Below are 14841 nucleotides of genomic sequence, written 5' to 3'. Positions count from 1 at the left end.
CCGGGTCGGGACCGAGTCACGCGGTCACTGACCAGTCCCCACGCTTGTCGTGCACTACGGCTGTGACGTGTCTCACGGGAACTCGCCCGCACCGTACGTCAGTTCATGACGTGACCACAGATATGCGAACCCGGGTGCGAAACGGAGATCCGGACGCCTTCGCGGAACTCTTCGACGCGTACGCCCGCTCGGTGTACAACCACGCCTTCCGGCTGACCGCCGACTGGTCGCTGGCCGAGGACGTGATGTCGACGACGTTCATGGAGGCGTGGCGGCGCCGGGCCTCGGTCGAGGCCGAGGGCGGCTCGCTGCGGCCGTGGCTGCTGGGCATCGCCACCAACGTCGCCCGCTCCCACCACCGCAGCAACCGCCGCTACCGCAACGCGGCGAGCGCCGCGGCCGCCACGAACGCCGCAGAGGAACGGGTCGAGGACCACGCCGAGGAGACCGCCGGACGCCTGGACGACCGGCGCCGTATCAACGCCACGCTCGCCGCCCTCAGCCTGCTCAAGCGTCCCGAGCGTGAGGTCCTGACGCTGTGCCTGTGGGAGGGGATGGAGTACGCCGAGGCGGCCCAAGCCCTCGGCATCCCGGTCGGCACCGTCCGCTCCCGCCTCTCCCGCGCCCGCGCCCGGCTGCGCAAGCTCACCGACGCGCAACTCCTCGGAGAAAAACGGGAACCCACCCGCACGAACCGGCAGATAACAGGTGATCGCGGATACGCGGTCCGGTCCGCACAGGAAGGAAACCGATGAACGCCAGCCCCTCCCACCGGCCCCACCCGGCCGAGTGGACGGAGACGCAGAGTCTGCTGCCCTCCGCCGAGCGGGATCTGCCGGCGGGCCGCCACCAGTTCCACAAGGAGCAGATGATGGCCCGGATCCACGAAGACCTCCGCACTTCCTCCCGTACGTCCGCCACCTCCTCCCGTACGTCCGCCGCCTCTCCGGTCGCGCCCGTGAAGCGCTCCAACCCGTTCCTGCGCCGTACGGTCCTCCTGCCCGCCGCGGCCTTCGCCCTGGCCGGCGCGGTCGCGGGCGGCCTCGCCCTCACCGGCGGCGGGACCGACGGCGGCAAGACCGCCCTGGCCACCGGCCCCGCACTGACCACCACGATCGGCGCCGCCGACGCCAAGGGCGCCCCCCAGCTCCTCGAACGCATCTCCCTGGCCGCCGCCGACACCTCCGAGCCCACCCCGCGCAAGGGCCAGTACATCTACATCGCCTCGAAGGTGGCCGACACCTACATCAAGACCGTCGGCGACAAGAGCGAGGCGGTCAGCGACGAGCTGCACTCCCGCCAGGTCTGGAACTCCCTCGACGGCAGGGACGGCTGGCTGATCGAGGCCGGCCAGACCAGCGACAAGGGCATCACCCTGAAGGGCGACACCCCGTTCAGCGGCGCCTACAACGCCCTGGCCGCGCTGCCGACCGACCCCGACGCGCTGCTCCAGCGGATCTACCGCGAGTCGGACGCCGTCCGGGACCCCGAAGTCCCGCGCGACCAGGCCGCCTTCGTCGCGATCGGCGATCTGCTGTTCGAGAGCTACCCGCCCGCCGAGGTCGGCGCCGCCCTCTACAAGGCCGCCGCCAAGATCCCCGGAGTCGTCTCGGTGGACGACGCGGTCGACGCCACGGGCCGGCACGGGGTCGCGATCGCGCGGGAGGACTCCGGCAACGGCGAGCGCATCGAGTGGATCTTCGACAAGAAGACCCTGCGGTTCCTCGGCGAGCGCATCGTGGTGGTCAAGGCCACGGCGGACAACCCCCTCAAGGTCGGTACCGTCACGCACACCAGCGCGATCACCGAGCGCGCGGTCGTCGACGCCAACAAGCAGTACCCCGGGCAGGCGAGCTGAATGCGCGACAGAACCACAAGCGCCTCGCTGGCCGCCCTGCTGGTGGCGGGGCTGATGACGGGCGTCTCGGTGGCGTCCACGGGCTCCGGCCTCGGCGTACGGACGCAGGACACCGCCACCGTCGCGGCGCCCGGCAGCTCCGCCCTCGGCGCGCGGACCGCCGGCTCCGCCTCCGCGGCCGCCCGGTACGTCACCCTCGTCACCGGCGACCGGGTCCGGCTGGACGCCCGGGGCCGGGTGACGGGTGTCCAGCACGCACCGGGCCGTGAGCACGTCCCGGTGTCCGTGCGCGGCGTCGGGGGCGATCAGTACGTCGTTCCCGCCGACGCCGCCGCCCTGATCGGCCAAGGCGTCCTGGACATGCGGCTGTTCGACGTCAGCGGCCTGATACGCGCCGGCTACGACGACACCCGGCGCGGCACGCTCCCGCTGATCGTGTCGTACGAGGGCAAGTCCGACCGGCGCAGGAGCACGCAGAAGTCGCTGGTCGCGGACGCGGACGCCACCGTGCGCCGGGAGCTGCCCAGCGTGGCGGGCGCCGCGATCACCGTGCCCAAGGCCGGGGCCGACGACATGTGGCAGGCCCTCACCGAGGAGCAGGGAGTCGCGCGGGTCTGGCTGGACGGCCGGTTCAGGGCGCCGACGGACGAAGACGGCGCGAACGCAGTGAAGTTGGGCGGCGGCGTCGCGCAGATCGGCGCCCCGGCCGCCTGGGCTGCCGGATACGACGGCAAGGGCGTCGAGGTCGCCGTCCTGGACACCGGCATCGACACCACCCACCCGGACCTCGCCGCGGCGGTGACGGAAGCGAAGGACTTCAGCGGCACCGGCAGCACCGACGACAAGGCCGGCCACGGCACGCACGTCGCGGCGACGGTGGCGGGCTCGGGAGCCCGCTCCGGCGGGCGCTACAAGGGAGTCGCACCCGGCGCGGAGATCCTCAACGCGAAGGTGCTGAACGACGACGGCGAGGGCACCGACTCGTCCGTCATCGCGGGCCTGGAGTGGGCCGCCGGGCAGGGCGCCAGGGTGGCCAACCTCAGCCTGGGCCAGGAGGACACCCCGGGGGAGGACCCGGTCGAGGCGGCGGTGAACGCCCTCTCGAAGAGCACCGGCATGCTCACCGTCGCCGCGGCCGGCAACGAGGGCCCCGACGCGGGAACCGTCGGCTCCCCGGGGGCCGCGGAGTCGGCGCTCACCGTGGGCGCCGTAGACGGCGAGGACCGGCTCGCCGACTTCTCCAGCACCGGTCCCACCGCCGACAACGCGCTGAAACCGGACCTCACGGCGCCGGGCGTGGACATCGTCTCGGCGAGGGCGGCGCACGGCTACATGGGCGACCCGGCGGCCGACGGCTATGTCTCCCTGTCCGGTACGTCGATGGCGACACCACACGCGGCGGGAGCGGCCGCGATCCTGGCCCAGCGGCACCCCGACTGGACCGGCGCACGGATCAAGCAGGCGCTCACCGCGTCCACCACCCCGACCACCGGCGCGACCGGCTACCAGCAGGGGACGGGCCGGCTCGACGTGTCCCGGGCACTGGAGGCGGCGGTGGCGAGCGAAAAGACCTCCGTGTCCTTCGGCAAGCAGCTGTGGCCCCACACCGACGACCGGCCGGTCACCCAGCACATCACGTACCGCAACGACGGCGACCACCCCGTCACCCTGGACCTGACGGCCACCGCGACCGGCCCCGGAGGCAGCACGGCCCCCGAGGGCATGTTCACGCTGAGCACCACTCAGCTCACCGTCCCGGCGGGCGGCACCGCCGGCGTCGACCTCACCGCGGACACCCGCGTCGAGGCGGCGGACGGCACCTACTCGGGCACGCTGGTCGCCACCGCGCGGGACGGCGCCGACCCCGCTGCCGCCGACCCCGTGGCCGTACGGACCGCCTTCGGCGTCGTACGCGAGGCCGAGGCATACGACCTCACCCTGAAGTTCCTCGACCGCGGCGGCAAGCCCGTGACCGCTCCGCTGACCGAGATCCTCGGGTACTCGGGCACGTACTGGACCACGAACCTCAAGGACTCCGAGCAGCTCTCCAAGGGCGTGTACCGGGTGCGGGTCCCGCGCGGCGACTACGTCGTGGACACCGTGCTGGACGACGTCGAGGGCACCTCCGCGCTGGTCCGGCCCCGGCTCTCCCTCACCGGGAACACCACGGTCGTCTTCGACGCGCGCAAGGCGAAGCCCGTCGGGATCACCGCACCGCAGGACGCGAAGATGTCCGACGGTCAGCTCAACCTGGCTGTGGGCACCGGGGACATGGGGCGCGCGTCGCACAACAGCACCCTGTTCTGGGGAACGTTCAAGAACCTGCGCACCGCGACCCTGGGACCGACCGCCCCGGCCGGGAAGCTCAGCACGCAGCTCGGCGGCCTATGGCAGAAGGGCGCCGCGACGTACCACCTGCTCTACAACCTGCCCGACCGCTTCCCCACCGGCTATCACCACACCACACGCATGAACGAACTGGCCCTTCTGAAGCGGAACTTCGGCTCGTCCGCCGCCCACCGCAAGGGCATCGTCAACGTCCTGTGGAGCGGCCCCACCCTGTCGCTGGGCACGGTGAGCGACCCCTTCCCGCTGCCGACGACCGCGAAGATCTACGTCACCACGCCCAAGGGCTTCAAGTGGACGGCCAACCTGGGCCAGCGCAACGCCTCCGGAGACGACGACGTCTTCTACGGCACGGAGAGCGCGAGGTCGTACCAGGCGGGCCGGACCTACCCAGCGACGTACAACGTCGGCGTCTTCAGCCCGATCACCGGCGGCCCGTACGGCGCCCAGCGCGACGGCGACACCCTCGCCCTGTGCGTCCCCGACCTCGCCGACGGGGCAGGACACCCCGCCTCCTCCACCGCGAAACGCCACACCACGGTGACCGCGAACGGCAACACCCTGCTCGACAACGACGGCGACCTCTGCCAGACCGTGGAGAATCTCCCGTCCGCCCCGGCCCGCTACACGATCCGAACAACCCTGACCCGCCCGCCATCCGTGGCCACGACCACGAGCCGCCTGACAGCGGCCTGGACCTTCACGTCCAGCCCCTCCGACCCCACCCCCCTCCCCCTCTCCACGGTCCGCTTCCACCCGAAGCTGACCCCGACCGGCACGGCCCCCGCAGGCCGCCGCACCACGATCCCCCTCTCCCTCCAGGGCCCGGCGGCCACCCACCTGAAATCCCTGAAGGTGAAGGTCTCCTACGACGCCGGCAAGACCTGGTCCCCCGCCCCGGTGACCACCACCCACGGCAACAGAACCCTCACCCTGACCCACCCGGAAAACGCCCGCTCGGTCTCCCTGAGATCCACCCTGACCGACACCACAGGCAACACCTACACGGTGACGATCCTGAAGGCCTACCTCCTGACCTGAGCCGCCCAGACCAAAACAACAAAGGCCCCGGACCAGATCGGTCCGGGGCCTTTCGCCTGGTGAACCTGCGACACCCGCTTCAGGAGTTCGATCCACGTTCGCCTCGAACGCTGTCGGCGACTGATACGCCGGCCGGACAGGGATGCTGGTGTACGCCCCCGTCCGGTGTCGTTGATGGGACGCCGACCGCTATGCGCCGGGAGCCCGGTACTGGACTTGCCCGGCCTTGCGCAAGGCATCCATGGTTTCGTCGACGGTCAGGAGAACGGTCGTCTCGAACGAGCTGAGTGCGCCGCCTCCGCTGATCGCCAGGGCGACCGCGGCCATGGAGACGTTGTCAGGGGCCTCCCACAGGTTGTATCCGTCGCGGGTGCCGAACGCGTACCAAAAGCCGTGGAGCTTGCCGCCAACGGACTCGATGTACGACTGAGCGGCCTTCGCGCGGTCCTCGGGGTGGCCGATGAGTCTCGCCCAGGTCTCCGGCGTGTAGCTGAACCTAGATAGATAGAGCGGCATCATGTCTCCCTTTCGTCCCAGCAAGGGATGCCCCCGCAGGGTGGGATACGTCTCTGAGGCCGCCCACGTATCCCCCGAACGGCCGGAATGATGACCGGCATGGCCACCCAGTTCTCTGTTGTCAGTGCCTGCGGCTATGGTGCGTCCGCCATCAAAGGCACTGTTCTGGGGAGGGGCTTTGGGGGCCAAGACGGGACTGCTGGTGTACGCCGACGGTGACGTGCCGGGGTTGCTGCGACAAGTGGGGGCGGCGGACCTGGATCGGACGGTCACCATGATGCGGCGGCTCTACCCCGGCTGTGAGATCGAAGAGGGCGAGGGCTCGACCCTCTGGGACGGCGTGTATCCCCAGAAGGGGACGGTGTACGCAGCCAGTTGGCCAGGCGTGGACGTCATCGGCGATCAGCGGGTGATGATCGACGCTCCCTCCCAGCTCCCGGAACACCTCGTGGCGGCAAGCATCGGCCGACGGCTCGTCCTGCACGCCATGCACAGCGTCGTCGACTGGCTGGCGTTCGCCGTGTGGGAGGACGGACATCTCGTCCGCTCCCTGAGCCTGTCCCCGGACAGCGGCATCATCGAGAACATCGGCGAACCTCTCCCCTTTGAACAGCCCTACTGGGCCGGAGACCGACCGGCCGACATCGTCCCCTGGCCCGGTGAGGAGGATGAGCCGTATGCCTTGCCCTTCCACCCTTTGGACCTGGGCGAAGACGCGTTGCGGGCACTCTGCGGGTTCATCCAGGAGGGCCGTCCCCAGCCCGATGACGTCGACGCAGACGCCATTGAGCTGTACGGCTTCCACGTGCGGGATCCACACGGGCCTGATCCAGCAGAGCAGGAGGCGGAGCTACGCAGAGCAACGGAAGCCTTGGAGCCGCCGCGCTTCTACACACTGAGCCCTGATGGGTCACTGATCGAGCGCAACGGCCTTTAGCTGTGGCTCTGAGCTGTACTGATGGTCCGCTGATGTTCGTCGGCGTTGTCACGTAGTTAGACACTCAAGGTCTTCGGGGGCGCGATACAGTGCGCGCCGTGGACATACCCGGCTGGTTCGTCTGGCTCGCTCTCGGTCTGGCCGTCTTGCAGGTCCTTGGCCTCGTTCCCGTGATCCGCCGACTGCGCGGATCCAGCTCGGCGGTGCGTGTCGAGGCGCGCCTTGACCTGGCGGACGTTGTCGCCTCTCTACTGCTTCTTGGCGGCTTGGTGCTGAGTCTCGCAGTCGCGGCATCCTGGTTCTGGCTCACCTGCGCTGGCTTCGTGCTTATGGCTGCTGTGTACGCGGTGAAGGGTGTCTGCTGGCTCCGCGCTCGTCGGCGTCACACGGCCTGACCTAAACGAGAGGCGCTGACTGCTCGACGTACTACTTCTGCTAGTCCTGGGTCTTGCCGGAGATCTTGGTGAGCTGGGCTTTTGCTGGTCGGGGGAGGTGGTCTCGCGCGACTGGTGGTCGTCGTTGGTCGTCTCGGCCACTGTCGAGCGGCATCGGACGGCCCAGGGACGGCCCAGCTCCCCGGGCTGAGTGGGCGGACCGTCAGCCTCACCGTGAGGGGCACCTCTTCGGGGGGACCGGGCCAGGGATCACATTTCGCCGGATGCGGTGGAGGTGGACCGCACCATGCCGCCCAGCGGGAATCTGGCGGTGGCCGGTCAGCAGTTCTGGTTCGGCGCACGGCCGTGATCATGGCAAAGGGCCAGTTCGAGGGGATCAAGCCTCTGAACTGGCCCTTGGTCGTGTGCCCCCGGCAGGATTCGAACCTGCGACACCCGCTTTAGGAGAGCGGTGCTCTATCCCCTGAGCTACGAAGGCGGACGGTGGCCGTGAAGGTCACAGGCGTCAGCGTACCGGATGCGGTGGGCTGCGGCGTGGGGGTTCCCCGGGGTCAGAGGAGGGGGATCCGGGTGAAGTGGGCCGCCGCGTGAAGTTCCTCCTCGATGCGGGTCGCCGTGCGGCGGAGTTCCGGGAGGAGTTCCTCGACGCACTCCGCGGCCGTGCGGCCGGCCGCGTGCAGGGCCACGTTCACGGCGGCCACGACCCGGCCCGTGCGGTCGTGGAGGGGGACGGCGATCGTGCGCAGGCCGTCCTCCCAGTCCTCGTCGAGCAGGGCATGGTCCGGGGCGTCCGGGAGCAGCACCCTGCCCAGCGAGGTCGCCGCGGCCGGCAGTCGGGTGCCCACCCTGATGTCCACGCCCATGATCCGCGGGGACACCGCCCTCGCCGTGTACTGGATCTCCGGGCCGGAGTCCGAGCCCTCCGAGCCCGGCCCCGACCCCGACGGCACCAGGATCGCCAGTGCCGTCGATTCCCCGACCCGTGCCGAGAGGTCCGCCAGGTGGGGGGCCGCGATGCGGGGGAGGGTCGTGCGGGAGAGGGGTGGGAAGCCCAGGGACAGGACCCGGGGGGTGAGCGCGAAGGTGCGGGACTCCGGTTGCTGGCGGACCAGGCCCAGGTGTTCGTAGGTGATCAGGGCGCGGCGGGCCGTCGCCCTCGCGAGGCCGGTCGCCCGGGCCACGTCGGTCAGCGTGAGCGCGGCCCTGCCCTCGCCGAACGCCGTCAGGACCGTCAGCCCGCGCGCGAGGGACTCGATGAACTCGCGCCCCAGTTCGTTCTTGGAGGCGCCGATCCAGGCGGCCGATCCCGAGGGCGGCGGGCCGGGGTCCGGCTCCGGGGCGGTGGCCAGTTCGCGTTCCATCCCGGCCACCGTCGCCCGCAGGCGTGGCAGCAGGGTGTCTCGCAGATCCGTCGCCGTGTGCCGGCTGGTGTGGCTCACGACGTTCGCCACGCACGCGATCCGGCCCGTGCGCGGATCCCGTACCGGGACGGAGACCGCCACCAGGCCCGGTTCGATCAACTGGTCGTCCAGCGCCCAGCCGTTCCGGCCCGCCTGTGCCGCTGCCTCCTCGAACACGCCGTGCGGCAGCGGGAGTTGTCGCAGGGGTACGGCTGGGAAGCCCCGGTCCTCCGGGTCCGTCGCCCGGCGTTCGCGCCAAGTCCGCCAGTCCTGGTCCGTCCACTCGGAGGCGAACAGGGGGCCCGGCGCGGTGCGTTCGGCGGGAAGCAGGTCGCCGATGCGGAAGCTGAGGGACATCGCGCGGCGGCGGGTGGCCTGGTGGATGAAGCGGATGCCGTCACGGTCGGCCACCGCCAGTGACACCGACTCGTCGAGCTCGTCCGCGAGGGCGTCGGCCCGTCCGGACAGCAGGGCGGGCAGGCGCAGGGCGGCGAGGTAGGCGTTGCCGAGTTCCATGAGGCGTGGGGTCGCCACCGCGTCCCGGCCGTCGAGACGGACGTATCCCATGCGAGCCAGGGTCGCGGTGATGCGGTCGACCGTGGAACGTGCCAGGCCCGTGGCCCGTTCCAGGCCGCTCAGGCTCAGCGTCCCGCCCGCGTCGGTCAGTTCCCGCAGCACGCTGACCCCGCGGATCAGCGGTGCGACCGCCTCGGCCGGCACGGCGGACTCCGGTACCTGCGGGGGAGTGGTCGTCTCTGCGGGCATCGGCTCTCCGGTGCGGGGGTCACGGCAGGGCTACGGTAATCCGCCACGGCACCGTCGGCGCGCCACGGCCCCTCCGGCCCACCCCTGCTCCCGCCTCCTCCACCCGACACCCACCCCCGTCACCCCACCGCCGTCACCCCACCGCCGTCACCCACCCCCGTCACCCCACCCCCGCTCCCACCCAACTCCCCCCACCCCCGCCTACTCCCGAGTCACCCGTACCCGATACGCCCCGTCCCCCTCCGCCCCCAGCACCCGCACCCGCACGCCCCTCCCCGCGTCCCGGAACTCCTCCCCCGTCGCGAACGGCGCGTCCGAGAGTTCCGCGTGGACGTTGGGGCTGCGGGTGCAGCCCCCGCTGTCGCGCCGTGCGTCGTACACGCGCACCGGGCCCCGCCCGGTGTCCACGTCCGCGTCGACCTTGTAGACGAGGACGCCCGCCCGGCACACCGTCTCGTCGTTGCCCTCGCGGGTGCGGAGCTCGACCGCGTAGCCGGTGCGGCGGCCGAGGGGGACGAAGAGGAGCTTGGTGCCGAGCCCGGACCGGGCGAGCGGGGTCAGCGTGTACTCCGAGGCGCCGGGCGCCGTCACGCAGTGGACCTGCGCCGCGTCCAGCCAGCCGAGCTTCCACTTGTGCCAGCCGAGGAGGTCGTTGTTGGCGCCCCAGTCCTCGCTCATGATGTCCCAGTGGCCGACCGCGCCCCCGCCGTTCTGGGTGTAGAGGTCGGGCAGGCCGAAGACGTGGCCGTTCTCGTGGGGCAGGACCCGGTAGCCGGTCTGCGGGTAGGAACCGGAGCCGTCGTCCTGGCGGGAGTACACGAAGGAGGCGTTGGCGACGGGAACGCCGTCGGCGACCGGGGCGTCCGTGTTGCCGGCGAAGGTCACCGACAGGACCGTGTCGAGGGCGGAGGGACCGGCGTTCGGGGTCACCAGGACGTTCAGGAAGTCGTAGGACCGGAAGTCCACCTTGGGGTCGGCGGCGGCCACGATGTCCTGGACGAGCCGGCGGTAGCCGGGGTCGAAGGGGGCGCCGCGCTCTATGCCGTAGGCCCGGAAGGACTTCGGCATGCGCAGCCAGTCGGTGACCGGGGCCTCGGGGCGGTAGTCGAGACGGCCGTAGGAGCTGGTGCGGAACCAGTCCTGGGTCTGCGGGAAGAACTCGCGGAAGCGGTCGAGGGCGGAGCCTGAGCCGGGCGCGTCGGAGAAGTCGATCATCAGGGTGAGGGCGTGGACGGTGCCGGTGGAGCGGGAGTAGCCGCCGGGCGTGGGCAGGCCCTCGGACATCTGGACGGCCGGGCCGCCCCGGATCTGGCAGGCGCCGTGAGTGTCGGAGCGGGCGAGGGCGACGGGGCCGGCGGTCGTGGTGCCGGGGACGAGGCGTTCGGTGCCGGCCGAGGTGCTGACCGCGACGGTCAGCGCGGTCACGGACGCCAGGGCGGCGACGCGGCGCGGGCGTATGCGACGTCTGGTCCACGGCATGCGAGCACCCTTCGGAGCGCGGCAGCCGCTGGTCGGAAGGCTGCACCTCTTCGATCACCCTGTGCCGGGGGAGGGGCGCACGCGCGCTGGAGGAGACCGAACGTGGGTATCGCGAAACATGTGACTCAGGTCACAACATGTTTTCCCCTCAACCTGAAATAACCGGGGAGCGTCTCCCCGTTTAGACCTGTGTCTGAGCGAAACGGGGAACGCCTCCCCGGATCGTGAAGCTTCAAGTCTTCGACCGGAGGAGTGCACCGTGACCGCCACGACGACCGCGCAGCGCAAGGCGCCCCGGCCCCGCGCCGACGCCCTGCGCAACCGCGAGCGGATCGTCAGCGCCGCCCGCGAGATGTTCACCGAGTTCGGCCCCGACGTGCCGCTCGACGAGATCGCCCGCCGGGCCGGCGTCGGCAACGCCACGGTGTACCGCAACTTCCCCGACCGCGACGCGCTCGTCCGTGAGGTGGTGTGCTCGGTCATGGACCGCACCACCGAGGCGGCCGAGATCGCGCTCGCGGAGACCGGGGACGCCTTCGGGGCGCTGGAGCGTTTCGTGCACACCGCCGCCGACGAGCGGGTCAGCGCACTGTGCCCGATGATCCAGAGCACCTTCGACCAGAACCACCCGGACCTGGAAGCCGCGCGCGTGCGGTGCGAGGAGCTCATCGTCGAGCTCATGAACCGCGCGAAGGCGGCCGGCCAGCTCCGTACCGACGTGGACTCGGGCGACCTGATGCTCGTGGTCGCCCAGCTCAGCCGGCCGCCGGCGGGCACCGCCTGCTTGCAGGCCGACCGGTTCGTCCACCGCCATCTCCAGCTGTTCCTGGACGGACTGCGGGCCCCGGCCCGCTCCATCCTCCCGGGCGCGGCCACGACCCTGGAGGACCTGCGCCAGGCCTGACCTGATCCGGCGCCGATGAGTTCAGAACCTCAGACCAGTCCACACCAGACCAGTCGACAGCAGTCCAGTCGACAGCAGACCAGTCCCTAGTACGTCCTCGATCACCTTTTCCGAACCGAAGTCCCGAAGTGGGTACCCCCATGTCTGAAACAGCCGCAAAGGCTCCCGGCGCACCGGCACCGACCGGTGACGCCAACCGCTGGAAAGCGCTCGTCTTCATCGCGCTGGCCCAGCTGATGGTCGTCCTCGACGCGACCATCGTGAACATCGCCCTGCCGTCGGCCCAGACCGACCTCGGCATCTCCGACGGCAACCGGCAGTGGGTCGTGACGGCCTACGCCCTGGCCTTCGGCGGGCTCCTGCTCTTCGGCGGCCGCATAGCCGACCTGTGGGGCCGCAAGAACGCCTTCGTCGTCGGCCTGATCGGCTTCGCCGCGGCCTCCGCGCTCGGCGGTGCCGCGACCTCCGGCGCCATGATGTTCGGCGCCCGCGCCCTCCAGGGTGTCTTCGGCGCCCTGCTCGCGCCCGCCGCGCTCTCCCTGCTCGCCGTGATGTTCACGGACGCCAAGGAGCGCGCCAAGGCGTTCGGCATCTACGGCGCCATCGCCGGTGGTGGCGGTGCCGTGGGCTTCATCCTCGGCGGTGTGCTGACCGAGTACATGGACTGGCGCTGGACCTTCTTCGTGAACATCCCGTTCGCGATCGTGGCCGCGCTCGGCGCGTACTTCGTCATCCGTGAGCCGGAGGGCGGCCGCAACCGCAACCCGCTCGACATCCCCGGCGTCCTGCTGTCCACCCTGGGCCTGGTCGCGCTGGTCTACGGCTTCACCCCGCGCCGAGTCCGACGGCTGGGGCGACTCCGTGACCGTCGCCATGTTCGTCGCGTCCGCCGTGCTGCTGATCGCGTTCGTGGTCACCGAGGCCAGGGTCAAGGCCCCGCTGCTGCCGCTGCGCGTGATCACCGACCGCAACCGCGGCGGTATCTACCTCTCGCTCGGCATCGCGATCATCGCGATGTTCGGCACCTTCCTGTTCCTCACCTACTACCTGCAGATCGTGAAGGGCTACACGCCGATCAAGACCGGCTTCGCCTTCATGCCGATGATCGTCGGCATGATGGTCGGCTCCACCCAGATCGGCACCCGTCTGATGACCCGCCTGCCGGCCCGTCTGCTGATGGGCCCCGGCTTCCTGGTCGCCGCGGTCGGCATGCTGCTGATGACCCAGCTGGAGATCGGCTCGTCGTACACCTCGACGATCCTGCCCGCGATGCTGCTGCTCGGCCTCGGCATGGGTACGGCGTTCATGCCGGCCATGTCCCTGGCCACCCTGGGCGTCGAGCCGCGTGACGCCGGTGTCGCCTCCGCGATGGTCAACACCTCGCAGCAGGTGGGCGGTGCGATCGGTACGGCCCTGCTGAACACGATCGCCGCGTCGGCCACGACCTCCTACATCGCCGACCACATCGGCTCGGCGACCTCCAAGTCGCAGGCGCAGCTGGTGGCGCTGGAGGGTCAGGTGCACGGCTACACCAACGCGATCTGGTTCGCCGTCGGCATGCTGGTGCTGGCCGCGGTCATCGTCGGGACCCTCGTCAACGCCGGCCGCCCGGACACCACCGCGGTGGCCTCCGGAGAGGGCGCGGAGGAGGAGCTGGCGGTCCCCGTCGTCGCCCACTGACGGCGGCGGCAGGGCCGTACCCCTTCGGACCTGTCGTACGTACGGGGATGGGGACGCTCCGTACGTACGACCACAAAGGACCTGCCCTGGCTCAGCGGAGCCAGGGCAGATCCGCACCCGCTTCGTCCGGCTGGAGTCCCTCGGCGACGATCTGCATGATCTCGCCGAGGGACTTCTGCTGTTCCGGCGTGAGCCGGTCGAACAGGGCGTTGCGCACGGCCCGCACATGGCCCGGCGCGGCGCCCCGCAGCATCTCCAGACCCGGGTCGGTGAGCACCGCGAACTGGCCGCGCTTGTCGTCGGGGCAGTCCTCCCGGCGCACCCAGCCGTTGCGCTCGAGCCGCGCGATGGCGTGCGAGAGCCGAGACCGGGTGATCTTCGCCTTCATGGCCAGCTCGGTCATCCGCAGCCGCCGCTGCGGGGCCTCGGCGAGGCCGACGAGCAGTCCGTAGTAGATGTGCGGCATGCCCGCGTCCCGCTGGAGCTGGCGGTCGAGGTGATCCTCGAGCAGGGTCGTGGCGTTCACGTACGAGCGCCAGATGCGCTGCTCTTCGTCGTCGAGCCACTGGGGCTCCTCGTCGGGGGCGGGTGCCGTGTTCATGTGTTCCACTCTACGAGCTTTCTCCTTGAAGCTTAAACAAATGAGGCGTACAGTCATGCAGAGAGAAGCTTTAAATTTGAAGCACTGTCTGCATCGGAAGTACCGGAGGAGTCCCCGCCATGTCCGCCGACACGCTGGAGCGCATGCCCGCCCTGTACCTCAGCCACGGGGCACCGCCGCTCGCCGACGACCCGATCTGGCCCGGTGAGCTCGCCGCCTGGTCCGCGGACCTGCCCCGGCCCAAGGCGATCCTCATGGTCTCCGCCCACTGGGAGGAGGCCCCCCTCGCCCTCGGCGCGGTGACCCCGGTCCCGCTCGTCTACGACTTCTGGGGCTTCCCCGAGCACTACTACCGAGTGACCTACGACGCCCCCGGCGCCCCCGAACTCGCCGAGTCCGTGCGCAAGTTGCTGCGCGCTCCCGGCATCCCGGTGCAGGACATCCCGGACCGCGGCCTGGACCACGGCGCCTACGTCCCGCTCGTCGAGATGTTCCCCGAGGCCGACATCCCGGTCCTGCAGATCTCCATGCCGACCCTGGACCCGGTCCGCCTCATGGAGATCGGCCGCAAGCTCGCCCCGCTGCGCGACGAGGGCGTCCTGATCGTCGGCTCCGGCTTCTTCACCCACAACCTCGCCGCCCTGCGCCACACCGGCCCCGGGGTGCCCACCTGGTCCTCCGAGTTCGACGACTGGGGCCGGCGGGCCCTGGAGGCGCGGGACGTGGACTCCCTGCTGGACTTCCTCCACAAGGCCCCGGCCGGGCGCTACGCCCATCCGCGCACGGAGCACTTCGCGCCGCTCTTCGTCACCATGGGCGCGGCGGACGTGAGCGGTGAGCTGGACACGCAGAAGTCCGTCATCGAGGGGTTCTGGATGGGGATGGCGAAGCGGTCGGTGCAGTTCGGCTGAGCCGTCTC

Annotated in this window: 11 protein-coding genes, 1 tRNA gene and 1 pseudogene; 8 read left to right on the top strand and 5 right to left on the bottom strand. The window is 70.7% G+C overall.

Translation table 11 applies throughout. The features are described 5' to 3' along the window. The first annotated feature begins 110 nt into the window (after window positions 1-110). Genes M2163_RS22855 through M2163_RS22845 form a run of 3 tightly spaced genes read left to right on the top strand, consistent with a single transcriptional unit; the run spans window position 111 to window position 5245 of the window. Window positions 111-755 carry an RNA polymerase sigma factor gene (locus M2163_RS22855; protein ID WP_280894879.1) on the top strand — a complete coding sequence of 215 codons (645 nt, stop codon included), beginning with the start codon at window positions 111-113 and terminating at the stop codon, window positions 753-755. Then, the gene (locus M2163_RS22850) at window positions 752-1858 is read left to right on the top strand and encodes a CU044_5270 family protein (protein ID WP_280894878.1); all 1107 of its coding nucleotides are present in this window, start codon (window positions 752-754) and stop codon (window positions 1856-1858) included. The genes M2163_RS22855 and M2163_RS22850 overlap by 4 nt, the downstream gene beginning before the upstream one ends. After that, on the top strand, window positions 1859-5245 hold the full coding sequence (locus M2163_RS22845) for a S8 family peptidase (RefSeq protein WP_280894877.1): 3387 nt from the start codon (window positions 1859-1861) through the stop codon (window positions 5243-5245). A gap of 189 nt (window positions 5246-5434) precedes the next feature. Here the strand turns inward: M2163_RS22845 and M2163_RS22840 are convergent, their stop codons facing one another. Next, window positions 5435-5761, bottom strand: a complete 327-nt coding sequence (locus tag M2163_RS22840) for a GYD domain-containing protein (protein WP_055715829.1) — start codon at window positions 5759-5761, stop codon at window positions 5435-5437. 178 nt (window positions 5762-5939) lie between these two features. Here M2163_RS22840 and M2163_RS22835 point away from each other — a divergent pair, with 178 nt between their 5' ends. Both M2163_RS22835 and M2163_RS22830 read left to right on the top strand, forming a co-directional pair. Continuing rightward, window positions 5940-6698, top strand: a complete 759-nt coding sequence (locus M2163_RS22835) for a hypothetical protein (RefSeq protein ID WP_280894875.1) — start codon at window positions 5940-5942, stop codon at window positions 6696-6698. A 98-nt stretch (window positions 6699-6796) separates the two neighbouring features. Next, window positions 6797-7093, top strand: coding sequence for a hypothetical protein (locus tag M2163_RS22830; protein WP_280850959.1), 297 nt, complete (start codon window positions 6797-6799; stop codon window positions 7091-7093). Between the two features lie 405 nt (window positions 7094-7498). On the opposite strand, the gene M2163_RS22825 is transcribed toward M2163_RS22830, so the two are convergent. The 3 genes from M2163_RS22825 to M2163_RS22815 all read right to left on the bottom strand — a co-directional run bounded on the left by M2163_RS22825 (window position 7499) and on the right by M2163_RS22815 (window position 10737). Next, window positions 7499-7571 (bottom strand) — tRNA-Arg (locus M2163_RS22825). 73 nt (window positions 7572-7644) lie between these two features. Next, entirely contained in the window at window positions 7645-9258 is a 1614-nt protein-coding gene (locus M2163_RS22820) for a helix-turn-helix domain-containing protein (RefSeq protein WP_280894874.1), read from the bottom strand. Between the two features lie 201 nt (window positions 9259-9459). Beyond that, complete coding sequence (locus tag M2163_RS22815; protein ID WP_280894873.1) at window positions 9460-10737, bottom strand: M6 family metalloprotease domain-containing protein; 1278 nt, start codon at window positions 10735-10737, stop codon at window positions 9460-9462. Between the two features lie 259 nt (window positions 10738-10996). On the opposite strand from M2163_RS22815, the gene M2163_RS22810 reads away from it, so the two are divergent. Further along, a complete protein-coding gene (locus M2163_RS22810) occupies window positions 10997-11641 on the top strand; it encodes a TetR/AcrR family transcriptional regulator (RefSeq protein WP_280850962.1) in 645 nt (214 codons plus the stop codon). Window positions 11642-11781: 140 nt separating this feature from the next. Next, a pseudogene (locus M2163_RS22805) lies at window positions 11782-13321 on the top strand (MFS transporter). A gap of 91 nt (window positions 13322-13412) precedes the next feature. On the opposite strand, the gene M2163_RS22800 reads toward M2163_RS22805, so the two are convergent. Continuing rightward, entirely contained in the window at window positions 13413-13922 is a 510-nt protein-coding gene (locus M2163_RS22800) for a MarR family transcriptional regulator (RefSeq protein ID WP_280850964.1), read from the bottom strand. 119 nt (window positions 13923-14041) lie between these two features. Here M2163_RS22800 and M2163_RS22795 point away from each other — a divergent pair, with 119 nt between their 5' ends. Next, the gene (locus tag M2163_RS22795; RefSeq protein WP_280850965.1) at window positions 14042-14833 is read left to right on the top strand and encodes a class III extradiol ring-cleavage dioxygenase; all 792 of its coding nucleotides are present in this window, start codon (window positions 14042-14044) and stop codon (window positions 14831-14833) included. Window positions 14834-14841 lie beyond the last annotated feature (8 nt).

Origin of the sequence: Streptomyces sp. SAI-135 (assembly GCF_029893805.1) — a bacterium.
Taxonomy (GTDB): Bacteria; Actinomycetota; Actinomycetes; order Streptomycetales; family Streptomycetaceae; genus Streptomyces.
This window is presented reverse-complemented; position numbering and strand designations above follow the sequence as displayed.